Origin of the sequence: Paenibacillus brasilensis (assembly GCF_009363115.1) — a bacterium.
GTDB lineage: Bacteria > Bacillota > Bacilli > Paenibacillales > Paenibacillaceae > Paenibacillus > Paenibacillus brasilensis.
Map to the genome: position 1 here is coordinate 550,320 of NZ_CP045298.1, position 23,552 is coordinate 573,871.

The window sequence follows — 23,552 nt, forward strand, 5'->3', positions numbered from 1 at the left end:
TGAATCCACGCGCCACTCCCCTACTTTAAATGCATTTTGAATTGCAGGAACAATTCATTATAGTGAGCCAGCATCCGCTTGCCGAGATTATCGTATACCTCCAGCTTATCCGTAATTTCGGACGGAGGATAGAAGCGCTCATCGCCAGAAATATCTGCAGGCAACAGCTTTTTCCCATCTTGGTTTGGTGTTGAGTAGCCTACAAACTCGGCATTTTGGGCAGCTACATCGGGCTGCATCATAAAATTAATGAACTTATGGGCTGCATCCACATGGGTAGCTGTTTTTGGAATAACCATGTTATCAAACCACAGGTTGGAGCCTTCATCAGGCACGATGTAATCCAGCTTGTCGTTCTCATCCATGATTTCGGACGCATCCCCGGACCATACAACCCCCGCAGCAGCTTCCTCATTGGCCAGCAGCATTTTAATCTCGTCACCGACAACCGCTTTGACATTTGGCGCCAGTTTCTCCAGCTTCGTCAAAGCCTGCTGCAAATGTGCCTCATTTGTATCGTTCAAGGAATAATGGAGACTGTTCAGCGACATGCCCATAATCTCCCTAGCTCCATCAACCAGCAGCAGGTTATTACGCAGCTTCGGATTCCACAGACCGTCCCAGCTATGAAAATCAATGCCTTTCGTCAGCTCCGGGTTAAACACAATCCCGACCGTCCCCCAAAAATACGGAACCGAATATTGGTTATTCGGATCGAACGAAAGATTCAGAAAATGAGCATCCACATGCTTCAAATTTGGCAGCTTGCTGTGATCCAGCGGAAGCAACAGGTGCTCCTGCTTCATTTTGGCCAGAGCATACTCCGAAGGAACCGCTACATCAAACGAAGTTCCACCCTGCTCGATTTTCGTCAGCATCGCCTCATTAGAATCAAATGTCTGATAAATGACAGTAATCCCCGTCTCCTTCTGGAACCGTTCCAGCAGATCAGGGTCAATGTAGTCTCCCCAGTTGTATACCGTCAATGTGTTGCCACCGGAGTAGCCTTGACTGGAATTAAGCCAGGCCGCCACCGCCATCAGCCCAAACGAGATGATGAAAATCGACAGAAACACGCGCACAAGCGACTTCATCTAGGCACCCCCATTTCCGCCGCAGGCTCTTTTTTACCGTTACGATTCGCCTTGCGCATAATAAAGTAGTAACCCACCACCAGCAGCACCGTAAACAGGAAAATGAGCGTGGACAGCGCATTGATGGACAAGGAAACCCCTTGACGGGCACGCGAGTAAATTTCCACCGATAGGGTCGAATAGCCACTGCCTGTCACAAAAAAGGTCACCGCAAAATCATCCAGAGAATACGTTAGCGCCATAAAAAAGCCCGCATAAATCCCTGGCTTGATAAAGGGCAAAATCACCTTGGTCAGCACATCCAGCCGACTGGCACCCAAATCACGTGCTGCATCGACCAGGGATGGACTCATTTCCTGAAGCCGCGGCAAAATCATAATGACTGCAATCGGCACACTAAATGCAATATGAGACAACAAGACCGAGTAGAAGCCCAGCTTAATCCCAACCATCGTGAACAAAATGAGGAAGGATGCGCCAATAATGACATCCGGGTTCACAATCAGCACATTGTTGAGTGACAGCAGCGTATTTTTGACCCGACGATTCTGCATCTGGTGAATAGCCAGCGCACCCATAATGCCAATAATCGTAGCCAATGCAGACGACAGCAACGCAATCACCAAGGTGTTAATGACAATAATGATCAGGCGAGTATCTGCAAACACCTCTTTATAGTATTGAAGGGTAAAACCTTCAAACTCGTGCATTGTCCCACCGCTGTTGAAGGAATAGTACATCAGGTACAAAATGGGGGCGTACAACACGAGAAAAACGATCACCAAATACAAATTCCCGAATCGACTTTTATTTGCCATGTCGCACCCTCCGCTTCGTCCCCGAGGTGATCAGCATAATGATCGCCATCGCCAAAATCAGGAACACAGCCACCGTGGAGCCCATCCCCCAGTCCTGTGTAACCAGAAAATGCTGCTCAATTGCCGTTCCCAGGGTAATGACCCGGTTGCCCGCGATCAGTCGGGTAATCATAAACAATGACAGCGCAGGAATGAACACCGCCATACATCCGGATCGCACACCGGAAAGCGTTAACGGGAAAACAACTCGGCGAAACGCCGTCCATTTGGAGGCTCCCAAATCACGCGCAGCGTCCAGCAGTGAAGGGTTTAACCCTTCCAATGCGTTATAGATAGGCAAAATCATAAAGGGCACAAAAATATAAACCGACACAAACACAAAGCTGGAGCTGGTAAACAGTAATTGCTGCCCCCCCAATCCAACCATACCTAATATAGCATTCACCGGGCCATAGGTACCGAATATCCCGATGAAGGCATACGTTTTGAGCAGCAAGTTAATCCATGTCGGCAAAATAATGAGCAATAGCCACAACTGCTTATGCTTGGTTCGTGTGAGTAAATACGCCGCCGGATAAGCCACCAGGAGCGAAAATACCGTAATCAAAAATGCATACCAAAACGAGCTGAGCGTCATGCTCAAATAAACGGGTGTCAGAAACTGTGCATAGTTGCTGAATGTGAAATGACCGTCTACATCAAATAGTGAATAGTAAAACACAAGCACAACCGGAGCCGCCACGAACAGCACAATCCATAAATAATAAGGCAGCAGAAACGCCGCTCTTGTATTACCGGACATGCTGATCCACCTCTTCATAGGCCTCCAGGCGCCGGTCAAATTCTTCCTCCGTTTCCCCAAAGCGCATCACATGGATCGCTTCCGGATCAAAATGCAGGCCGATTTCACTGCCCAGCTCCGCCTTTTTGGTAGAATGCACCAGCCACTCCTGTCCTGAATCATCATAGCAGCTTATTTCATAGTGGACCCCACGGAACAATTGGGTATCCACCTTTACACGCAGCTTGCCTTCAGCAACACTGGTAATCTCCAAGTCCTCTGGCCGGATCACAATTTCAATCGGTTCATTCGGACGCAGCCCACCATCTACACACTCAAACTGTCGACCGTTGAATTCCACCTGATAATCCGCGATCATACGTCCAGGGACAATATTGGATTCGCCGATAAAATCAGCAACAAACCGATTAATCGGCTCATCATAGATATCATTTGGCGTACCACTCTGCTCGATTTTGCCTTTGTTCATGACAAAAATTTCGTCTGACATGGCCAGCGCTTCCTCCTGATCATGCGTAACGAATATAAAAGTGATTCCAAGGCGCTGCTGCATTTCGCGCAAAATGTACTGCATTTCTGTACGCAGCTTTAAATCCAGTGCAGACAATGGTTCATCCAACAAGAGAACATCAGGTTCATTGACGATAGCCCGTGCAATGGCTACACGCTGACGCTGTCCCCCGGACATCTCGGAAATTTCCCGTTCGCCGTAGCCTTCCAGATTGACGAAGGACAATGCCTGTGTCACCTTCTCCTGAATGTCCTTTTTGTTCATCTTTTTGATTCGCAGACCAAAGGCTACATTTTCAAACACATTGAGATGCGGAAATAGCGCATAATCCTGAAAAACCGTATTGACCTGCCGCTCATTGGCTGGAACACGATTAATGAGTTTTCCATTTAAATAAATAGAGCCTTCTGTCGGCTCCGCAAAACCTGCAATCATACGCAGAATCGTCGTTTTACCACAGCCGGAAGGCCCTAGCAGTGTATAAAATTTACCACGCTCAATCTCAAAGCTGACGTCAGCCAGCACTGGGGGATCGTTGTCATATTGCTTGGTCACCCGTTCAAATCGGATGATGTTTTGCTCTCCCATAACACCCTCCTTCAAAGATTCGGCTTCATTTCATTTTATTCTGTTCATTAAACATAATTATTCAGGCCGTACCATTTACCCTTGAGACTTCCATGTAAAATAGTCTGTCAGCACACGAATGGCCACACCGATCGCTTCCTCGGCAGGCGCCAGCTTGGCATGGTGCAAGCCATAGGGCGTATCAACGCCAAGCCAGAACATCAGACCCGGAATTCGCTCCAGAAAATACCCGAAATCCTCTCCCGTCATCGCTTCCCCGCATTCAATGAGCTGCACATCCTGCCGATTACTGACCCAGTTCATGAATTCCTCGGTTACCTTGGCTTCATTATACACTTGCAAATAATTGGAGCCATAATGAATCTCCGCCTGGCATTCAAATCCAGCTTCTATACCACGTACCAGTGCTTCAATCCGCGATTTAACCAGCTTCATCGTATCGGCTGATAGCGTTCGGATCGTACCCTCCAAACGGGCGGTTTCCGCGATAATATTCTGCTTCGTGCCGCCGCTAACCTTACCAACGGTAACAACTGCTGCATCCAGCGGATTCACATTACGGGCTACAATCGTTTGTAGCTGTCCCACCAGCTGACAAGCAGCTACTACCATATCATTCGCCTTGTGTGGATACGCAGCATGCCCTCCCGTACCCTTCAGGTCGATGAAAAGCTCCGATGTATTGGCAAATAAGATACCCGGGCGAGTCGCAATCGTGCCCACAGGATATTCGGGTGCAACATGCAGCGCGACAATTTGATCCGGCAGCCAGTCTGCCAGCTCTGCGCTATCGCGCATCGGCAACGCTCCGCCCGGGCCTTCCTCAGCAGGTTGAAAAATTACAACCAGGTCGTCCTTAATCGGGTGGCTCGCAAAGTGAGTAACAATTCCCAATCCAATCGTCATATGTAAATCGTGTCCGCAAGCATGCATGTAGCCGGGATGGGTCGAACGGAACTCGTAACCCGTCTCTTCTTCAATCGGTAAGCCATCCATGTCACAACGATATCCATAGCGGCGTTCGGGGGCCGTTCCATGAATGAATACTAACACGCCCGTACGCCATGTACGAATGTCCAGCCGCTCTTGAGGGAGCGTTTCCAAGTAGTCCAGCAAGTATCGTTGTGTTTTATATTCCTCAAACCCCGGTTCGGGAATTTGATGCAGATCCCTTCGTATTTGAACAAAAGTATCGACTGTGCTCATTTCGCTGCTCCGCCTCCTTTTTTAGCCTATCAGCTCTTATCTGGCAAAAGAACAAAAGGACAAAAGCCCGGCGCAGCCGCCGAGCCTTGTCCGTTGTGCTTCGTCCCTAAGTTGTGTGTCAGTACATCTCGTCTCTGACAAGGAATCGTTCACCTTTGGTACATAAAAAACTTTGCCTTCTTACAGAACGCGCAGTTCTTTCAAAATCTCAGTTTTAGATTTGGTCTTATCGTCGACCTGTTTGATTACGCGAGCAGGTGTACCAGCTACTACGGAGTATGCAGGCACATCTTCAGTTACAACCGCTCCGGCTGCAACAACTGCACCTTTACCAATTCGTACGCCTTCCAGTACAACCGAGTTCGCACCGATCAATACTTCGTCTTCTACGATAACAGGCTGTGCGGACGGTGGCTCAATGACACCTGCAAGAACAACGCCTGCGCCGATGTGGCACATGTTGCCTACTTTAACACGACCGCCAAGTACAGCATTCATATCTATCATGGTGCCTTCACCAATTGTAACGCCAATGTTAATCACGGCGCCCATCATAATGACTGCGTTATTACCGATGCCGACCATATCGCGAATATATGCGCCTGGCTCAATGCGTGCATTGATGCCCTTCAGATCCAGCATAGGAACAGCGGAGTTACGGCGGTCATTTTCCACCACATAGTCTTCTTCTTTAGCGTTTACGCTATCCAGTACAGGCTTGATGTCTGCCCAATCGCCAAATACAACACCACTGTCTCCGGAAATAAAAGCTTGCACATTCTCGCCAAATGAAGCGGAAGCCAAAGCTCCTTTTACATATACTTTAACAGGCGTCTTTTTCTTGCTGTTTTTAATCACGTTGATGACTTCTTGTGTATTCATTTCGATGGACATAGTAAATCTAACAACTCCTTCATCGCTTCATACGACTTCGCAAGCCGGAATGATCTTATTCTCTCATCCTTTATAGCACAAAAGAGCTGTATCTCGCAATTACTGATTAGACCTTCAGCGCGCTGACCTAGTACCTATATTAACAAGTTTCGGCAGGTTGACTGTCTTAAATTCATAATTTAAAACCAGCGACCGCCTGACATTAAAGTAGGATTATTTATTAGCTTGCAAGCTCTCCAGCGATGTATAAATGTAGGATTCGAATCCCTCGGCAGACTCCCCAAGCGGAATGTTCACTTTCACAATGAAACCACCCGTTTTATTTTCCACGACAATATATTGTCGTGTGATCTTCGGACCGTTCGCTTGTAAGAAGAGGCGACTGCTGGTCAGTGCTTGGGGCACAGCTGCTTTGTCCAGCTTTTGCACCTTGCCTATGGAGGCCAACCCCTGTTCGCCTTTCTTCTGGAGCTCATCCAGATTAAAATCAGAGGGCAGCTTCGTCATTTCAGCGTAATAGTTATCATCTACCGCCAAGGCGACGCGGTTTTGATCGGGAAACAGGGACATCGGATCAAACACATACAGCGAATATCCCTCTCCCTGTGCCAATGTAGCTGTCTGCGTTTCCTTTTTGCCTTCAAGGGTAAGCTCAAAAGCTTGCGTTTTCGAGCGTTCCCCGCCTACTTGTTGACCAGAGCTACCGTTTTGATTGCCATCTGTTGCAGCTTCTGTTTTTTGTATTTTAGTTAAAATGAGCTGCTGCGCGGTCGCGTCGTCCTCAACAGCTTGTTCACTATATTCAAACGTCACTGCATCGCCTTCCTTCAGTCCGGCCACTACCGTATCCAGTCCGTCAGCCAGTTGGAAGGATTGGGCTTCGCCATTGATTTCGATTTCAACCGTATGCGGATCAGCAGCTCCACTGTATACACCTGTGCCTTGTTTGACCTCTGGCTTAGCGACTGGCTCCGGTTTTACTTGCGGCTGTTGCGTTTGTGGTTGGTCTGTCCCTTGAGGAGCGGTGTTATTAGTTTGCGGTTTCGTTCCACAGGCTGACAGGGCCAGCACTGCCACTACAGTCAATAGTATGAATGAAAATGTGTTGCGTTTTTTCATAATGTCCACCTCCACTATAATAGACGAGTTTGTTCGGCAAAAGTTCTACGCACCAGCACACTTAAAATCCTGCCTTTTAAAGCCCTTCTCCTGCTCCTTTTTTATATTCTCATGATTTTACAAAATCCTCATACCGCGTGGATGTCAGGTACGGTATAATGGGCTGTATTAAACCTAATTTTCGAGATACTCTTTTCAAAACACTTTTTCAAAACACCCATGGAAGGAAGCAAAGAAGGAAGCAAATACGCCTGAATTCCCTCCATACGGATGGAGCTGCCACATGAACCAAGCACACAAACCATCGTTTTCCTTTGAATTACTGTACATCATAGGTATTATCGCTATTTCGTTCTCCTCGATCTTCGTAAGATGGTCCGAAGCCGAGGTGTCCGTCATCGCTATGTACCGTCTGTACCTGACCAATCTTCTCATGCTGCCATTGGTCTGGAAATACCGCACCGAGCTATTTAACCTTACTCGCAAGCAGTGGATGCTCATCCTCTGGTCCGGTATCGCGCTAGGGCTGCATTTCTTGCTTTGGATGGGCTCGCTGCGGATGACCACCGTTGCAAGCTCTACCGTTATTATGACATTGGAACCGATCCTTGTCATGCTCGGTTCTTTTTTGTTTTTCCGGACAGGCACGAATCGCGCTATGCTCTTCGGAATGGGTCTGGCCTTTATCGGCTCACTGGCCATCGGCGCGGGGGATTTTCATGTCTCGGGCCAAGCCCTGCTTGGAGATGCACTGTCCTTCTTGGGTATGGTAGCCGTTTCGATCCATATGCTAATGGGTAAGCATCTACGCGAGCATTTGAGCGCTTTTGTCTATAACTTTTGGGTTTTTATCATCGCAGCCACATCACTTGCGCTGTATAATGTGGTCAATGCCATACCTTTTACTGGATATGCACCACGGGAATGGGGACTGTTCCTGCTGCTCGCGATTGTACCCACACTGTTCGGACATTACCTGTTTAACTGGCTGCTCAAATACATTAACGCCACCGCGGTGTCGATGGCGGTACTCGGTGAGCCCGTTATTTCTTCCCTGCTGGCTTGGGTGCTGCTCGGGGAAAGGCTATCTACCTTACAATTTGGTGCAGGCTTTTTCATCCTGTTCGGGGTATGGATTTTTATCCGATACGGAACAGATTTTAAAAAGCAAGTTGTCCACCAAAGTGAATTGCCTAACACAGAGCCCCCCCTTAAGGCCAGCTCTTAACTTATTTACCCCATTTTCATAGACTATACTCAATGGATTAAATTCACTGTTAAATAAAGGAAGGCGGAATCCTCTATGAAATCCATCGTATCCAAACGCTGGCTGCTGGCCCGATTATATGAGCCGGACATGATCATTGCCGACTGCCGTTCCCTGCTCGGACAAGCAGGAGCGGGACGGGCTCATTTTAATGAAGACCATATTCCAGGAGCGGTTCACTTCGATTTGGAAGAAGACCTCACCGCTTCTCTTGGCGAGCATGGTGGGCGCCATCCCTTACCCGATGTGGATACACTTGCCGCACGTCTGAGTCGTGCCGGAATCAACTCAGCTTCACGCATCGTTGCCTATGATGACCAAGGCGGTATGATGGCTTCCCGCTTCTGGTGGCTGCTGCGCTATCTCGGGCATGAGCAGGTATATGTGCTGGAAGAAGGCTACAGCGCTTGGAAGGAAGCGAAGTTCCCCGTTACGGCAGACCAGCCGATTCGCATTCCAAGTACATTCACGCCGAATGTACAGGCACAAATGCTCACAAGTATGCAAGAAGTCCAACGTGTATCCGAAGCTTCTGTTCCAGTTGGCTCCAATATCGGTTTTTCACCTATATTGGTCGACTCCAGAGAGCGGCCGCGCTACCTGGGACTGGAAGAACCCATAGATCAAGCCGCGGGGCATATCCCTGGTGCGGTGAATTTCTTCTGGAAAGAGGTCTTGGACGAAAAGGGTGCATTTAAAAATGCAGAGCAGTTGAAACAGCATTTCTCAGACCTTGATCAGAACGCTGAGATCATCGTATATTGCGGATCAGGCGTATCTGCCTGCCCGAATGTTCTAGCCTTGAAGGAGGCAGGATTTAGTAAGGTGAGACTCTATCCGGGAAGCTGGAGCGATTGGATCAGCTATGAGGAAAATCCAGTGGCGACCGGAAAGGAATAATCCGTTTTTAACAGATATACAGGTCTAAAAACAGACACACTGCCTTAAGCGATTTAGGCTCATGGCAGTGTGTTTGGTTTCTCATCGAGTTTAACGATCATTTAATCCCTTTCCAGCGAGAATGTCCTGTATACATTTTTCAACCCTCGACTCCCGAGTTTTAGATTGTTTGGGCGCAGAAAAATGCATAACGTATGCTCTTTGTCGTCCCGGCGTCAATGCAGCAAAAGCAGCTTTCAAGGCAGGATTTTCATCTAACTTAGCTTGAAGTTCTTCAGGAAATATGAGTTCTGTACTCTTTTTAAAATCCACTTTCAAACCAGCTTTTTCCACTTCAATGGCTTCGTTAATATAAGCTTTCAAGATGGTTTCCATCTCCGCGATTTCTTCAACATTCGTGAACCGAATCTGACGCCCCGCCTGCGTGTCCTCCCCAGGTTTAATTAGAATACCATTGGGGTCTTTTAACAATGCACCTTTGAAAAACATAAGCGCACAGTGTTCTTTAAATCCCTGTATTATAGCTATGTTACTATTCTGAAACATGTAGCATGGTTTACCCCACTTCAATTCTTCAATGAGCTGACAATCGAGCATAATCGCTCTCAACTTCTCCATTTCCTCCTGCCATTTTTTCACTTTATCTAAATACACATCAACTTTAGGATTCATTTCCTCTCTATTTGTCATGTTAGCTCTCCCCTTATGGTTATTGCTCATAATGTTTATGTTTATGTATATATATTTACAGAAAATCTATAAAATAGCCATCACATTGCTATATTTATTATACGTTCACTTCATCCCATCTATAAATTACATAACCCAATTGACATATAACTAACAATAAATAAATTACGTTTATACATAGATATATTTTAATTTTTTTCTTGTATTTATCTAAATTTACTTCTTCGTTCACTTCTCTTGTCTTTATTTTCTCACTCCAACTCATTATTCTTGAGAATTCTACCGCACCCAATACTCCCCATAGCAATGGAAAGACTAGAAATATGGCATTTACTAGAGACAATAATATACCCATCCCTACATCATCCATTGTTCTTATTGATTTAAAACAAATGTGCACCACTAGTGACAGACTAAATAATCCCAAGCCTATAATACTTACTATCGGTTTGTCTTGCATTCTCATTTTTTTATTCCCTTCGCTTCCAATTACATATAACGATCTGTATTTACGATGTCCCAGCGCTTTAGGACTAACAGTCCGGCTGCCACATGCGGCAGTTAAGCGGTAGGATGTGTCTGCTAAATTACTTCCCCTAAATAGCTATCCAATCTTTTGAACAACTATATATCTTAATTCATATTCTTGTTGTTTTTCTGCATGTGTCAGATATTCTCTTATGGAACCAGTTTCTAATATATTCAAATCATTAAAATGTTTAATTAAATTTTCTTCAGTAAAGAAGTGAGCATATTTCCCTTTCTTGTATTCATATGTTCCTTCCTCAACGTTCCTACCCACACCATTATTAAAATCGCGATCAGAAAAACACGTAAAATACATCACTCCCTGTTCCTTCAAATGCATCACACAATTCTGTATCAGTTTTTTTCGGTCTTTTAACAAAAATAAATGTAATAAATCATAACAATATATGCCGTCATACCTTTTGCTTGTACGAAACTCTAACACCGATTCTTGAATAAAATTCGTTTTTAAATCCCATTCTTTTGCTAGATCTATAGCTGAACTAGATATCTCAATTCCATCAACCTCAAAATAAGAAGAGAACATCTTGGTATTTCTCCCATACCCAGCACCAGGAACCAAAATATTATGTGCATTATCCTTTTTTTAAATACTCACATAGCTCTTCTTTTAAGCTCCTCAATCTGTCTTATATGATGTTGATCATGCCAGATAAAGTCTTTTAAATATGATATTACAGTAAACTCCTCGTCAGCATATTCTTTAGTAAGCTAATCATCTTCCAAACTCTCTATACTCTGCAATATCATGTTACGGTACTGAATAGTCATTTCAATTAATTCTTCCTTCGTTTTTGTTTTTCCAAATTCAACAGCATCCTGATTAAATTTTTCAAAATCAAGCTGTGTTAATGTCAAAGGCATATTGTTTAATATCGGATTTATGGCTGCTTCAAAAAAATATTTATCCCACAGCAATATATGACTTACGATATCGTGAACTGACCATTTACCTTCAGCAATCTTTATTTGCCAATCCATTTCACGAATCTCAGAAACAAAACATATCCATTCCTTGAACTCCTCTAGTAATCGCGACTTTTCATTCATGGTTTCAGACTCCTCTTTTCAAATTTAAGTTAGTTAAAATAACATATTTGTATTCATAAAACCCAAAGGGGCAGTCTGCTAGAAATCTTTTTTATGAATTCTCCCGATTCTTTAAGCACAATTCCTAGCTTCAATCTAAGATCCTCAACTCCCACTCCCTCTTCGACACGTCTTAAAAATTGATTATTTTCAGGTATCTCATAATTTTTCAACCAGTGAGTCTTACTTCTTAACATTCCGGCCTGGTAAAAATTCATAAATCTCCGATTGCCTTGTGAGTTCATGTATTTCATCTAAATCTTCTAAAAGATATTCTCGAAGGATAATGTCTTTACATTCTATAGACAGACTAAACGTGGAATTCTCTTTTAGAGTGCATGTTGACTTTCCATTGATTGTATTGGGACTACAATGATTCGCACTGATTTGCTATAATGTTTCTGTGTTCGCGAGGTCTGCCGCTAGTCGGATGTTTCTGGCTAAATCCATTCCCTGAAATTCCTCCGTCAGACTAAGGGCGTTAGCCTGATGTGTTAAATTTATATTAGATGACACCTTACAGACTTCATCGTACTGACTTACACTAATTTCTTAGCAACAAAGGTTATACAATCCATTGATAATTTCACGAGTTGTTTATTTCTTTCAATTTCATATTCCAGTTGCTTTACTAATCGTTTTTTAACTTCCCATCCAATGTACTGATGCTTTAATAATTCCATCATACTTTCAGTCGAGATATTTACTTCAAACATTGGCTCTAATTGTTGTGCATCCTTCATTCTCGTCTCTTTTATATTCGTTCCAACAACAATGCAGTTGGTTCCATTTATTTTTGTTCCGATAGTCATCTCCTCAATCTTTAATTCCATTTCCCTTTCCGATCTTACATGCTCCAAAGCAGATACAGCTATTATAATGTCATACTCATCTTGTTTAATATTGAAGTTTTCAATATCAGATAATTTTGTTTCAATAAATTGTTCGACACCATACTCCCTACTATAATCCTCCAATTTATCAATAGCAGACTTTAATAAATCCACGCAAACTATTTTTCCTTTTCTAATCTTCATGGATTCAGCTATAGGAATACTATTTCTACCAATTCCAGCTCCTAAATCAAGCACCGATAGATTAGCGTAATCTTTATATTCAGCTAGAAGGTCCAATACCGTTTGTACCGGTCTATGTAACCAAGAACCGGACTCAAACAAATTGTAATTATCATAACAGAATTCATGATACATCTTCTCTTCTAATCTTATATTCTCTAGCTTATCCAAATTCTCACCCCGAGCTTTCTACATGTTTTACCTACCGTCTCTGTATTCACACGAACCCAAAGGGTTGTCTGCTGAAAATCCCTCGCCGAAATCCAATCTTGGAGACTTAGCTCCATAAGGAGCCGCAGATCAAATATTATGATATAAGAAGTCCACATCTTTTTTGAGTCTAGCATTCTAATATCCGCAATTAACCAGCTAAATAAAATGAATGTTCTGTACTAACCAAACCAGAAAATCACTCTTACATCTTCGGCATCCCCTAATTTCAATAATTTTGGAATTGTTTCATTGATAAACCCCGAACATGTATCCATAATATTTCTATATTCCATAAATTGATCACAATAATAATTTTCATCCCATTTAAAACTAATCAAATCCTTCAATAATAGCCAACTGTGGTCATAAAAATCATTTTTATTATCGGATGCAATTTCATTCAATTCAGGGGAAATATCCACAGGAAGACCTCTTGGCAAAGATATAAACTTTAGATTATGATCGTTCCTAGTATTCGATAGAATACTAAATAAATCATAGTTTCTATCCCCACTATAAAATTCATAAGGATCACTTGGTTTCAATTTAGCAGTCTTGTCTTCAGGATACAGATAGTAATCAGGGTTAACATTCCACTTATCAGCACTTACCCAAGTAGCAGTATCATTTAATTCTGCCTTACTCTTTTTAATTTTTCTCCATGTACCATCAATTTGTTCATATTCATCTCTGAAGTGTCTTTTCTCTACAAAAAACCAAATATCCGTTCCCATATAACCTCCCACTATGTTTTTTAAATACAGCCTACTTTTAAAATCTCTGTACTATACCAAAAGAAATCTTCATATTAGGTGCATATACTAATCAGGATTCATCACTGAATTCTTTAGAAAAGGTTGCTTCTGCTTCATATTGTTTTTGAGCTTCCGTTTCGTTTAATCCTCTAGACAACAAATTATTAAGAACTTCTGAAACATCACTAGGTTCTTGTCCCAAACCTTCTTCTTATTTTGCCGTATTTCAGATAATGTTTCTGTGGTCATAACGCCCGATGCCTTCGTAGACCAAGGAAGCGAAAGCGACCACAGTGTGAATTACTTAATTTAATCTCCCTTTAGGGCTCTACTCGAACTAGCACCTCTTCCATAGTCATTTCTGGGGTAATAATTATCGTTTTGTTTAGTTTTCGACTTAGGTTTTTTAGGAAGTTCATGAGTAAATCTACTTTTTTCTCTGAGTCTATCTGTATTGGTGAAATATCAAATTCAATAACGCTTCCTTCATAAAAATGCTCACAGATATCAATTTCACTATATTCAATAGTTATCCCAATACTTGCTTCTTTTTTAATTTTTAACAATTCAGCAATATCCCTAATTCTTGTTATTAGTCCATCTATAGTCACTCGATAATTAATCCCAACATCCTCCAAATAATCAAAAATTAAAGCCCATACTTGAATGTCTGTATTCAATACATAAATATCCCTTAGACTTCCATCATTAAAGAATACTTCATCGTAATTCATGCAAGTCTCCTAACATTCCTCATTTCACCTAACGTTCTTGTATCTACGAGCCTTCACTATCTATTAGCTTCTAATTTTCATTCATTCTATCGCTCGTATCCAACTCATCTCCTCAATGTTTAATAAATCTTTAAACTCTTCTACTAACTGATGCTCAGATTCTAATTGTGTATAGTAATTATTATTCAAAATACCGTCTAATTGTTTTATTTGTTCATTATCCAGTTCAAAAAATCTAAATGTTTTTAGATTGCAATTTGTAAACTGTTTTGCTATTTTTTCATTGTATTCATTAGATCTCAGAACTTCTTCAATTAATTCAATTCTGATTTTGTCCCCTCTAGGATCGACATATAAAAATTCAATGTGATCTTCCTCTGGATATCTTTCTTCTGCAAGCTTAATAATTGAAGTATCTAATAACACATATGATATATGAAGACTTGCTATCTCCTGTGAATTGTAAACCACACGGTATCCCCAACAGTGATCTTCAAAATTATAAAAATATAAGACTGGGATTTTTTCTGAAATTTGAAATAGACTTTCCGGAATTTCTTCACTTTCTTCTGTATCTTTGGTTACAAAAACAAACCATTTGTCATTTAAATTCTCCGCGTATATAGGATCATGCTCAAGAATTGCCTCTTTATATTTCAATAGTGATAAGCTTCCTGAAGTCAATTCACTCATTGTTTTGGCTCCTTTATAGTCATATTTCACTAATACTCTTCAAATTTATATTTTGTTAATTTATTTAATTCGATTACTTGTTTTTTATTAAAATAGCCCACTAGGCAGCCTTGACCTAAAATTGAAATATACAATTTCATGGATTGCTTAGTCTTTATTAACTCATTAAATTTCTTGAATATCTCCATATCCAACCAATCATCATATACTTTCATTTCCCATCTTATAAGTTCATTCTTATACTCAAAAGAGACCCATGCAGTATTATTCTGAATATCTACGTAATCCGTTATCTTGTTTAAATTAAGTTTTGTCATACTTTCTAATCGCATTATTACTCTTGCATAGTCTCCATGGTCCTCAATACATTCAGCATCCAAATACCAAATTTCATCAGATACATTTATAAATTCATCATTCACTTCAACTTCTCCACCTAAAGTAAGTAGTAGCAAGTTGTAGGGATCTTCTTCATATTCACTTCTTGAAATTTCTTCTAAAAGTAACTCTTTCTTTAACTCTGCTCTCATGAAGATGCCCACTTCAGAAAGCTGGTTTAGTTGATCTTCAAATATTGTTTTTTTCTTAAATAAACCAAACAGCTTTAACACCCTCTTTTTATAGTTTGCATCACTTTCCTATAACGTTCTTGTATTTCATCTCCCATAGGCTGTCTACTGAAATTCCCCTTCGTAATTCATCCCGCAGACCTTGGTTCCAATGCAATTTTAGCTTGAGTATTATGTTAAATGTTGTTGGCGCTGTCATCGAATTAACTTACCAAGTTCTTCCCTAATTTTATAATTCAAACCATTATGCTTCAATAAATCTCTTATCAAATCTTTATCTACAATTTCTTTATGTGCTTGTAAGTAACCTAAAATTAAATTCGATTTCTCTTCTCTGCTCATTAAATAATAGGCTACATACCAGATTTCAGGACTTGATATCTTTATTCCATCCCATTCTCTATGTGGAATGCACAATGTAGGCAGTTGAACTACTTCTCCTTCAGTGTAAAAAGCAAATCCCCCCATTATATCTATTTTTAATGAAGTAATTTGTATTCTGTATTTACTTGCAAAAGGGTAATCTCCACTATTCAATTCTATCCAATCATATCCATCTATAGCTTTAAGCAATATGTCTTTTGGACATTCAACCATGATATCCCAATCATTCACTACATCTGTTAAGTTCAAATAATATAACAATCCACTTCCACCAAGTGTATAAGTTAATTTATTCTCTTCAAATCTTCTGATAATTGGTAAAATTTATTGAGGATCTATCATGGTTCTCCCTCCTAATAAGGTGCTCAAATAGCTAAACTTCCTCTTCAATATCCAACTCGCAGGCCAAGATTCCGAATGAGAAGCAGCTTGAATATGATGCTATGCGGTTCCTCTGCTCTCTCCAAATCAACATTCCAACGCTCTGCTTGCTTCTATTAATTCATCATTGGCCTCTAAATATTTTAATATTTTTTCAATATCATCATGGTCCATTGTTTTCGTTATAATTAGATGTTTAATATTAAACCCTGGTATTTCCATTTCTTTTTCAAAGTGATTTACTAATTTTTGAGGGGTTGCCACCAAACTCCATCGTTCACTTCCATCCGAAAAAGTAAGGGTCACCTCCACCAAATCAAACTCCTTTGGATCATCATCAAACTTCCATTTTTCTAAATAAGGCACTTCTATATTTCCTTCAATAAAATGAGCTTTTGATATCCAAACTGCTTTTCCATGATTTCCAATAATTCTATACTTATCCCCTTCTTCTTTTTTTACGATGTATTTATTGCCCCTTGTAAGTGCATGAGCATATACGCCTATACCTATACAAGTTATAATTGGTTCCTCCATCAATTCACTTCCATACCGTATTTAATTTGCATGTTCCAATCAACTGTTGGGCGTATTCACACGCCCAGCGCACGCTGGGTTAGATAATACCACGTACTTCTGCGAGTTACTTACAAACACCCTTAAGCTCTTTCAACAATACAATCCAGTTGTTAGAAAGATAATCAATTAAGTAGTCGAAAATATCTCTATCTATTGAATATATATAAAGCCCGTCGGCCAACTCTTTAATTCTTTCAAGTATCCTATCATTAATGTCATGTCTCTCTTCAATTGTTGTAACTTGATAAGGTTCTAATTTTATTTCCCCATTAAAATTAATATCTTCAATGAGCTTTTTTATCTCCTCCAGAATAGACAAATCTTTTTCTGCTTTAATTAGCTTTAAAGTAGAAATTGTTTCATTCAAGTACTTTCCGGTAGAGTTTTCCAGAAACCCAAGAATCCCATTCATTGATAATTCTGTATCGAAGTCTATTAACAAAATAATAGTCCTCACAGATTCGGGTACCTCATAAATCATGTCTCTTATTGAGCCAGCCTCTTCTCCGTAGATAACACTACCAATGTGTTCCACAAGATCTGCAGCCGAAAAGTTATTATGGGGCGGAATTAGTAGCTTTATAACATGATTTGGGGTGCTCATCATATTCACCTTGATTTCATAGTTTTGGTTTTGCATGGTTTCGTCTAATGTTTCTGTATCCATGAACCCAAAGGGGTCGTCTGCTGAAATCCCTCTTCGAAACCCAACTCGCAGACCTAGGCTCCCTTGGAGACGCAGCTTGAATATTATATTTTAAAGGTCACTTCCTTCATTAATTTCCTCAACGTTAATTTTGGTTCAACTCCTTTGTCAGTATTATTTCCAGAGGTTCGTTCTCAAGCATTAAGCATCCAGCATCTCTATATCCAAGCTTCCTATAAAAATGTTGAGCTCCTTCATTCGACTGTGTTGAGGTCATGACCATTTCATATCCTTTTTGTTTCATTAATTTTTCCCAATACTGGACAACTTTTTTACCAATACCTGTTCCTCTATACTCCTCATCTATCCATATCATATTCATAAATGGTGTGTTGTCCCAAAAAAATCCGTATCTCATCCAACCTATTTCTTGATTGGATTCTCTAATTATTAGAATTTCATTTTCTTTTATTTTTGGTCTTATCAGTGTTTTATGTATGTGCTTGTCTCTTAACGAGATATACTCGCAATCTGATTCAATTGCAAAATCAATCTTCATTGTAAATCCTCCCTTTCACGCTTTTCATTAAATATCTTCTTGGTAACACTTAGCATTTATGTCTCATAACGTTGTACATTACATAAGTTTATAAAATCTTTTTAAAAATGTATAAGTCACCTTCTTCTCTAACCTTAGTAAACCCACACTTTGAATAAAAGTGATGATTCTTCACACTCCAGCTAGGAGTATCCAGCCACCATTCAGTGCTATCTGGAAATTCACTTCCAATTTTCTCCACCACCTTCGTTCCGATTCCTTGATTTTTAAAATTTGGATCAATAAAGATTCTTCCTAGATTATGCACTTGATTACACTCTTCAAATATCATAGCTCCCCCGATTATTTCTCCATTAAAGAGTACCTTGAAATATTCGCAATTTTGCATCATTTCTTCTTGCCAACTTATGGAATCATATCCTATGGGCCCAACGGTTCCGTTAATATTAAAATGCTTTGATTCATCCTCAAAACTGGCCTTTTGTATTTCAGCAAGTTTTTGTGCATCATTTTTTCTAGCTTTTTCTAATGTCAGCACCCAACATACCTACATTAATTTTTATTCTTTTCTTGCACAGGTTTCGTCTAACATTACCGTATCCATGAATTCCAAAGGGGTTGTCTGCTGAAATGCCTCCTCGAACTCCATCACAGCAGGTTAAAGCTCTGTGAGGATTCTTAAGCTTGAATATTATGTTATCAGAAGTTACCGAACTTCTTCATTATGCATTCAAAATCAATCTGCAATTTTTTTTTGACTCCAAACTGAAATCAGTGCTTACGTAAAGGATAAGGATGAAAATGGAATAACTTCGTCAAACACTAACTTTTAAGTCGAATTTTTTTTATTTTAAAACTTTCACATATTGGAATTATCTCGAGAATATAATCGTATCGATCAGAATAATCAAAAGAGTGTAATTATGGGATATATGATCATCTATGGAAATTATTCTTTTGAAACAGTAGCCTTTCGGTAACAAAATAATTTAGTCCATGGTCGATTTTTTGGCAGGAAATAAGTCATAAGGAGATGTAGAAATGGCTGTGATGCTTGAAGTAACATTAATCGGCATTTCTTATGGGCACAACTTGGATGGAGGGCCATTGGAAATATCCGGTGATCTTTATGTGAAAACAATAAATCAAAACCAGACGGAAAAAGAATCTTTTGTTATGTTTTCTACAAATACACCTGTGACAATAGGCGTTGGAGAGATGTATAGAATTGGTACAGCAGTGAGAATTTCTATTTCTCATGATCAACCCACAATATTTGCTAGGTATATAAGACTTGGTGGTTTCTTAAGCATCGGAAGTCCTAAGTATATAGATATAGACTATGTTTATTCTGCAGTTACTCAATATTATAGGGTTATTTTTCCTAATCAAGATGTTAGTAAATCTGCTGTAGCTCAATATTCGATTAGATGGTTACATTATATTTGACACTGTTACTCTAATATTAGTATAAAATGAAAACATTCCTTTTTATTATCTTCATTATGGTGTCAGTCTCAAACAAGCCTCTACATTAGAGGCTCATCTGGACGATGTTCGTTCGTGTCCCTCGACACCACAGTTCAGCAAATTCCAAAATTGTTCAACCATGACCGCTGCCGGATATGGCATTGAACGGGTAATCCACCATTCCAATACCCCCACTGCCGCTGAAATTAAAAATTGCACCATAATGTCCCTGTTCATTTCCTGATCGAGGTTGATCGAATCCAGATGCTCGCTCAGACTTTGCCGGAACATTGTCTCCATTTGGTTCCGAAAAACCGTACCTCCCTTGTTCGTCAGCATTATAGAGTAAAATGAAGCATGCTGCTCCAAATATTCAAACGTGTGCAGTAGTGCGGTTTTGGAAGGGACATGAAAGAAGTTATCTTCAGACATACAATTGCGTAGTAACTCGTTAATTTGAGCTTCCATGCATTGACCGCGCTGATCGTACTTGTCAGTGAAATGCAAATAAACCGTTCCACGATTGACATTCGCTTCCTCCGCAATTTGATTGATCGTAATTCTCTCGAATTCCTTTTCTGACATCAGCCTCATAAAAGCATCAATAATGGCTTGCCTCGATTTTTGAATACACCTGTCCATATCCTTCTCCCCTTTGTACCATCCGAAAAAATGAACATTTCGAAGTCCTCTGTTGAAAAATCAACAACCACGCTTATTTTAACCATTGAACCTCATGTATCGCTCTGATACATTCACTTTATAAAATTTATGTTGATGATTCAACATATGTTCAATTTTAGAGAAGCCATAATCATGAAAGCTATTGTTTTAACAATCTTTGAGATGAATTTATTCACAAGAATTAGGAGGGTTTAAAAATTGAAACTTACAGGAAACACGATTTTTATTACAGGCGGTGGTTCTGGGATTGGACGTGCGTTAGCAATAGCTCTCCACAATCTTGGAAACAAAGTTATTATCTCCGGTCGACGTAAAGAGCGTCTGGAGGAGACGATCAAAGCGAATCCCGGCATGTCCGCAGTGGAATTGAATGTACAAGATCCTGCCAGTATAGAGGCGGCCGCCAAGCAGTTAATTGAAGAATACCCGGATGTAAACGTCTTGATTAACAACGCCGGCATCATACAGTCTGATAACGCGGCGGGCGTGTATGATGAGGATGTTTTGATTTCAACTGTCACTACAAACTTGTTAGGTCCCATTCGATTGACTTCTGCATTCATCGAGCATTTGAAGTCCAAAGAAGAAGCGGTTGTCATCAACACGACTTCAATACTTGGATTTGTACCGTTAGCGACAACTGCTGTATACTCCGCGACGAAGGCAGCACTTCACACCTATACGCTGTCCCAAAGGTACATGCTTAAAGACACATCGGTAAAAGTAATAGAAATTGTGCCCCCATGGGTTCAAAGCAACAACGATGAACCACGGGCGATGCCGCTTGCTTCATTCATTGATGCAACAATAAAGATACTTGGCACGGATACAGACAAAGTTTTGGTGGAAGAAGCGAAAATGTTTCGAAATAACCCTGGCCCGAACGAAAATGTTTTTGTGACCCAGCTTAACGATACGATGAATTCTGAACCTCCAAAGATCCATTGATCCATCTGTAATTCAATTTTCAAAAATTTAGGCGAACATGAAGTAAACACTCATCTCCGTCTACTTCATGTTCATTTTACTGCAACTTGCACGTGGAATAAGAAAAAGCGCCAAGCGGTCACACCCATGTTTACCACTTATAATAATTTTGTTGATTTCACATAACGTTTCCGCATTCACGATGTTCAAGCTGCTTAAGGCACGTAGTGCCGGATGACTCCGCCACTTAGCTGGTTGAATATCTCCGGTGAATTCGCTCCTCTCAATGCCTCTTCTGGACCAAAGGTCGGGCTTGTCTCGGCCCGCTGCGTTGAATGTGATGTTAGATGACGTTAACCCACTTCTTCGAGTTGCATTCGAAGTAATTATTATTCTTGTTTCCATTTATGTGTTTCTAGTAGTTTTCCAGTTTCATAATAATACTTTATTACTTCAAGCATAGGAATTAATTCTATACAAATGTTATCGCAATAATTGCCTAACTGACCACCAGCAACCAAAAGAATTTCACTGTTTCACTGTTTATCATTCATAAGAGTATATATACTACCATCAATTGTAATAGACACTATAAAATATTCCGGTCCGCCTCCAACTAATGCTGAATCTGTGTCTGATACCTCAAAAAAGACTAATGTAAACTTATCTCCATCGAGTTTTCTTAAAAATCTTAAAGTGTCTGCCCATATAGGATTCATAACCATTTCTTCATTGAATGTGCTCCCATTCCATTCATCAATACTAATAGATTTAATCATTTTTTCTTTGCATCCTTTTTAGATGGTTTTATTTATTTGGGTGCTTTCATCTAACGGTTCTATATTCACGACCACAGCGAATGCTGGTGTCCTGCAGCTATCTCCTTTCCGAAATCCTTCTGCCGGGCCGAGGGCGTATTCCCGATGTGTGATACTATGTTATCAGATGGACTATGACAATTTTGAGGATATTTACAAAATTCCTTCTCCCTTTAATATTTCATTTGAGAACTGGTCCACAGCCAACCACGTTGAAACATCCTCTTTGATATTCTTACTCCAAGCAATTAAAAAATGTACTTGACATATCTCATTAGAATCAATTAGTGTCATAGGAATTTTAATGCCTTTATCAGAGCTTAAGATAAAACCGTACTTTTCAAAGTCAGAGTTTAAACATAGCGATTTAGGAATCATATCTCCTTGATTTCTTCTTGCCATTAACATATCCCCGTCTTGTGTCCCCAAGTGTAAACGGTATACCTGATCCTCGTATTCGACAGCTTCAAGATCTTCCCCAGTATTAGATCCATAATCTGTCCAACTGTAACCCTCCTTCCAAGAAGCAGAAAAGCTGCACGTACTTATTTGAGTGTTCGCATAAGGCTTTATTCTAAATACTGCTCCCCAACATTCTTCTACTGTCAGATGTAAAGCGAGATTGAGCTTGGGTCTACAGACAACTAGCTCACAATCAAATGAATCATAATAATATTTATATAATGATCCACCATTTTTGAGTTTATAACTTTTTTCTGGATAATAGAAGTTATCAGAGACTGTGAGTAAAAATTCAATTATTCCAAGAGGAGTATGTATTTGTGGCTGTAAAAGATTGTTTTCTTTAATTAAGACTTGTTCTCCATGAAATAGCTTCATTATATCCCTCCTCATAGTCTTTCTGATAACATTTCTGTATTCATGAACTCAAAGGGGCTATCTACTGAAATCCCTCTTCGAAACCCAACTCGCAGACCTAGGCTCCGAAGGAGACACAGCTTGAATATTATGTTATGCGACGCTTCTTCGAAAACTCTTTTAAACCGATATTTACTATTTTCTATTTAAAATAAAATCAAAATCTTCATCAGATACTAAATGATTATCTTTTATAAATGTCTCTAACTCATTCAAATAATTATTACAGAGTTTAATATATTTATCTCCATATTGATCTTGAATCTTATTTGAATTGGTTTCAATATTAATGATTTCTTTACGTGCTCTTCTTAAAAACAATATTGAACTTGTATAATTATCACTTAGACATAAAGAAATTGAATTGTTAATATAGCATACCAAGCCATAGAATACAGAATTTCTTCTTAAGCCTGTCCATTACTTGTGAATCTCTTCTGTATTTAATTTTTGGGCTAACTCAAAGACATGAGAATTCAAAAACATCTGGTATTCCTCCATCTTTAAGCAGTTTCGCATAACATTTCCGTATTCACGATTCCGAGAACCTTAAGCCCCACAGGTGCCGCCGTGACGCGGTTAGGTTCGCAGGATTGTCTGCTGAATCACTTCTCCGAATCTCCTCTTGCAGACCAGGGGGCCGATAGGCGACGCAGCG

General features: G+C 40.3%; 29 protein-coding genes. 4 read left to right on the forward strand and 25 right to left on the reverse strand.

The window, feature by feature from the left end:
* Positions 1-20: 20 nt before the first annotated feature.
* The 7 genes from GCU48_RS02420 to GCU48_RS02450 form a co-directional block, all read right to left on the reverse strand.
* Positions 21-1,094 carry an ABC transporter substrate-binding protein gene (locus tag GCU48_RS02420; protein WP_152378917.1) on the reverse strand — a complete coding sequence of 358 codons (1,074 nt, stop codon included), beginning with the start codon at positions 1,092-1,094 and terminating at the stop codon, positions 21-23.
* A complete protein-coding gene (locus tag GCU48_RS02425; protein ID WP_152378918.1) occupies positions 1,091-1,912 on the reverse strand; it encodes an ABC transporter permease in 822 nt (273 codons plus the stop codon). The genes GCU48_RS02420 and GCU48_RS02425 overlap by 4 nt, the downstream gene beginning before the upstream one ends.
* Entirely contained in the window at positions 1,902-2,714 is an 813-nt protein-coding gene (locus GCU48_RS02430) for an ABC transporter permease (protein ID WP_152378919.1), read from the reverse strand. The genes GCU48_RS02425 and GCU48_RS02430 overlap by 11 nt, the downstream gene beginning before the upstream one ends.
* Positions 2,704-3,813 (reverse strand): ABC transporter ATP-binding protein, encoded by a 1,110-nt coding sequence (locus tag GCU48_RS02435; RefSeq protein ID WP_025715791.1) that lies wholly within the window; start codon positions 3,811-3,813, stop codon positions 2,704-2,706. Before GCU48_RS02435 ends, GCU48_RS02430 begins: the two co-directional genes overlap by 11 nt.
* Positions 3,814-3,888: 75 nt before the next feature.
* Entirely contained in the window at positions 3,889-5,019 is a 1,131-nt protein-coding gene (locus GCU48_RS02440; protein ID WP_152378920.1) for an N-acetyldiaminopimelate deacetylase, read from the reverse strand.
* Between the two features lie 180 nt (positions 5,020-5,199).
* A complete protein-coding gene (gene dapD, locus GCU48_RS02445; RefSeq protein ID WP_025715793.1) occupies positions 5,200-5,913 on the reverse strand; it encodes a 2,3,4,5-tetrahydropyridine-2,6-dicarboxylate N-acetyltransferase in 714 nt (237 codons plus the stop codon).
* Positions 5,914-6,126: 213 nt separating this feature from the next.
* Positions 6,127-7,032: a hypothetical protein gene (locus tag GCU48_RS02450; protein WP_152378921.1), complete on the reverse strand. Its 906-nt coding sequence runs from the start codon at positions 7,030-7,032 to the stop codon at positions 6,127-6,129.
* A gap of 283 nt (positions 7,033-7,315) precedes the next feature.
* Here GCU48_RS02450 and GCU48_RS02455 point away from each other — a divergent pair, with 283 nt between their 5' ends.
* Positions 7,316-8,260 carry a DMT family transporter gene (locus GCU48_RS02455; protein ID WP_152378922.1) on the forward strand — a complete coding sequence of 315 codons (945 nt, stop codon included), beginning with the start codon at positions 7,316-7,318 and terminating at the stop codon, positions 8,258-8,260.
* A gap of 75 nt (positions 8,261-8,335) precedes the next feature.
* Complete coding sequence (locus GCU48_RS02460; protein ID WP_152378923.1) at positions 8,336-9,199, forward strand: sulfurtransferase; 864 nt, start codon at positions 8,336-8,338, stop codon at positions 9,197-9,199.
* A 90-nt stretch (positions 9,200-9,289) separates the two neighbouring features.
* Here the strand turns inward: GCU48_RS02460 and GCU48_RS02465 are convergent, their stop codons facing one another.
* From GCU48_RS02465 to GCU48_RS02535, 15 genes are all read right to left on the reverse strand, one after another.
* Entirely contained in the window at positions 9,290-9,889 is a 600-nt protein-coding gene (locus GCU48_RS02465; RefSeq protein WP_025715797.1) for a YdeI/OmpD-associated family protein, read from the reverse strand.
* A gap of 97 nt (positions 9,890-9,986) precedes the next feature.
* Entirely contained in the window at positions 9,987-10,355 is a 369-nt protein-coding gene (locus GCU48_RS02470) for a hypothetical protein (protein WP_152378924.1), read from the reverse strand.
* Positions 10,356-10,493: 138 nt separating this feature from the next.
* Positions 10,494-10,964 carry a class I SAM-dependent methyltransferase gene (locus tag GCU48_RS02475; protein ID WP_231503498.1) on the reverse strand — a complete coding sequence of 157 codons (471 nt, stop codon included), beginning with the start codon at positions 10,962-10,964 and terminating at the stop codon, positions 10,494-10,496.
* Positions 10,965-11,149: 185 nt separating this feature from the next.
* Positions 11,150-11,488 (reverse strand): DinB family protein, encoded by a 339-nt coding sequence (locus tag GCU48_RS02480; protein WP_244316026.1) that lies wholly within the window; start codon positions 11,486-11,488, stop codon positions 11,150-11,152.
* Positions 11,489-12,066: 578 nt separating this feature from the next.
* The gene (locus GCU48_RS02485; protein WP_025721589.1) at positions 12,067-12,774 is read right to left on the reverse strand and encodes a class I SAM-dependent methyltransferase; all 708 of its coding nucleotides are present in this window, start codon (positions 12,772-12,774) and stop codon (positions 12,067-12,069) included.
* A gap of 221 nt (positions 12,775-12,995) precedes the next feature.
* Positions 12,996-13,550 carry a hypothetical protein gene (locus GCU48_RS02490; RefSeq protein WP_152378925.1) on the reverse strand — a complete coding sequence of 185 codons (555 nt, stop codon included), beginning with the start codon at positions 13,548-13,550 and terminating at the stop codon, positions 12,996-12,998.
* A gap of 91 nt (positions 13,551-13,641) precedes the next feature.
* Positions 13,642-13,773, reverse strand: a complete 132-nt coding sequence (locus GCU48_RS28590) for a hypothetical protein (protein ID WP_280116421.1) — start codon at positions 13,771-13,773, stop codon at positions 13,642-13,644.
* Positions 13,774-13,891: 118 nt separating this feature from the next.
* The gene (locus GCU48_RS02500) at positions 13,892-14,305 is read right to left on the reverse strand and encodes a protein export chaperone secb (protein ID WP_152378926.1); all 414 of its coding nucleotides are present in this window, start codon (positions 14,303-14,305) and stop codon (positions 13,892-13,894) included.
* A gap of 81 nt (positions 14,306-14,386) precedes the next feature.
* Positions 14,387-14,998, reverse strand: coding sequence for a hypothetical protein (locus GCU48_RS02505; RefSeq protein WP_244316028.1), 612 nt, complete (start codon positions 14,996-14,998; stop codon positions 14,387-14,389).
* 29 nt (positions 14,999-15,027) lie between these two features.
* Positions 15,028-15,609: a hypothetical protein gene (locus tag GCU48_RS02510; protein WP_244316029.1), complete on the reverse strand. Its 582-nt coding sequence runs from the start codon at positions 15,607-15,609 to the stop codon at positions 15,028-15,030.
* A 153-nt stretch (positions 15,610-15,762) separates the two neighbouring features.
* Positions 15,763-16,200 carry a hypothetical protein gene (locus GCU48_RS02515; RefSeq protein WP_152378927.1) on the reverse strand — a complete coding sequence of 146 codons (438 nt, stop codon included), beginning with the start codon at positions 16,198-16,200 and terminating at the stop codon, positions 15,763-15,765.
* Between the two features lie 219 nt (positions 16,201-16,419).
* A complete protein-coding gene (locus GCU48_RS02520) occupies positions 16,420-16,869 on the reverse strand; it encodes a hypothetical protein (RefSeq protein WP_152378928.1) in 450 nt (149 codons plus the stop codon).
* Positions 16,870-16,975: 106 nt separating this feature from the next.
* Entirely contained in the window at positions 16,976-17,578 is a 603-nt protein-coding gene (locus GCU48_RS02525) for a DMP19 family protein (protein WP_244316031.1), read from the reverse strand.
* Positions 17,579-17,702: 124 nt separating this feature from the next.
* Complete coding sequence (locus tag GCU48_RS02530) at positions 17,703-18,116, reverse strand: GNAT family N-acetyltransferase (protein ID WP_152378929.1); 414 nt, start codon at positions 18,114-18,116, stop codon at positions 17,703-17,705.
* 88 nt (positions 18,117-18,204) lie between these two features.
* On the reverse strand, positions 18,205-18,654 hold the full coding sequence (locus tag GCU48_RS02535) for a GNAT family N-acetyltransferase (RefSeq protein ID WP_152378930.1): 450 nt from the start codon (positions 18,652-18,654) through the stop codon (positions 18,205-18,207).
* Between the two features lie 503 nt (positions 18,655-19,157).
* Here GCU48_RS02535 and GCU48_RS02540 point away from each other — a divergent pair.
* Positions 19,158-19,565: a hypothetical protein gene (locus GCU48_RS02540; RefSeq protein WP_152378931.1), complete on the forward strand. Its 408-nt coding sequence runs from the start codon at positions 19,158-19,160 to the stop codon at positions 19,563-19,565.
* Between the two features lie 93 nt (positions 19,566-19,658).
* Here GCU48_RS02540 and GCU48_RS02545 read toward each other — a convergent pair whose 3' ends face one another.
* Positions 19,659-20,228 (reverse strand): TetR/AcrR family transcriptional regulator, encoded by a 570-nt coding sequence (locus GCU48_RS02545; RefSeq protein ID WP_152378932.1) that lies wholly within the window; start codon positions 20,226-20,228, stop codon positions 19,659-19,661.
* A gap of 240 nt (positions 20,229-20,468) precedes the next feature.
* On the opposite strand from GCU48_RS02545, the gene GCU48_RS02550 reads away from it, so the two are divergent.
* Positions 20,469-21,218 carry an SDR family oxidoreductase gene (locus GCU48_RS02550; RefSeq protein ID WP_152378933.1) on the forward strand — a complete coding sequence of 250 codons (750 nt, stop codon included), beginning with the start codon at positions 20,469-20,471 and terminating at the stop codon, positions 21,216-21,218.
* Positions 21,219-21,733: 515 nt separating this feature from the next.
* On the opposite strand, the gene GCU48_RS02555 is transcribed toward GCU48_RS02550, so the two are convergent.
* Both GCU48_RS02555 and GCU48_RS02560 read right to left on the reverse strand, forming a co-directional pair.
* A complete protein-coding gene (locus GCU48_RS02555) occupies positions 21,734-21,976 on the reverse strand; it encodes a hypothetical protein (protein ID WP_152378934.1) in 243 nt (80 codons plus the stop codon).
* A gap of 192 nt (positions 21,977-22,168) precedes the next feature.
* Positions 22,169-22,855 carry a hypothetical protein gene (locus tag GCU48_RS02560; RefSeq protein WP_152378935.1) on the reverse strand — a complete coding sequence of 229 codons (687 nt, stop codon included), beginning with the start codon at positions 22,853-22,855 and terminating at the stop codon, positions 22,169-22,171.
* Between the last annotated feature and the right edge of the window lie 697 nt (positions 22,856-23,552).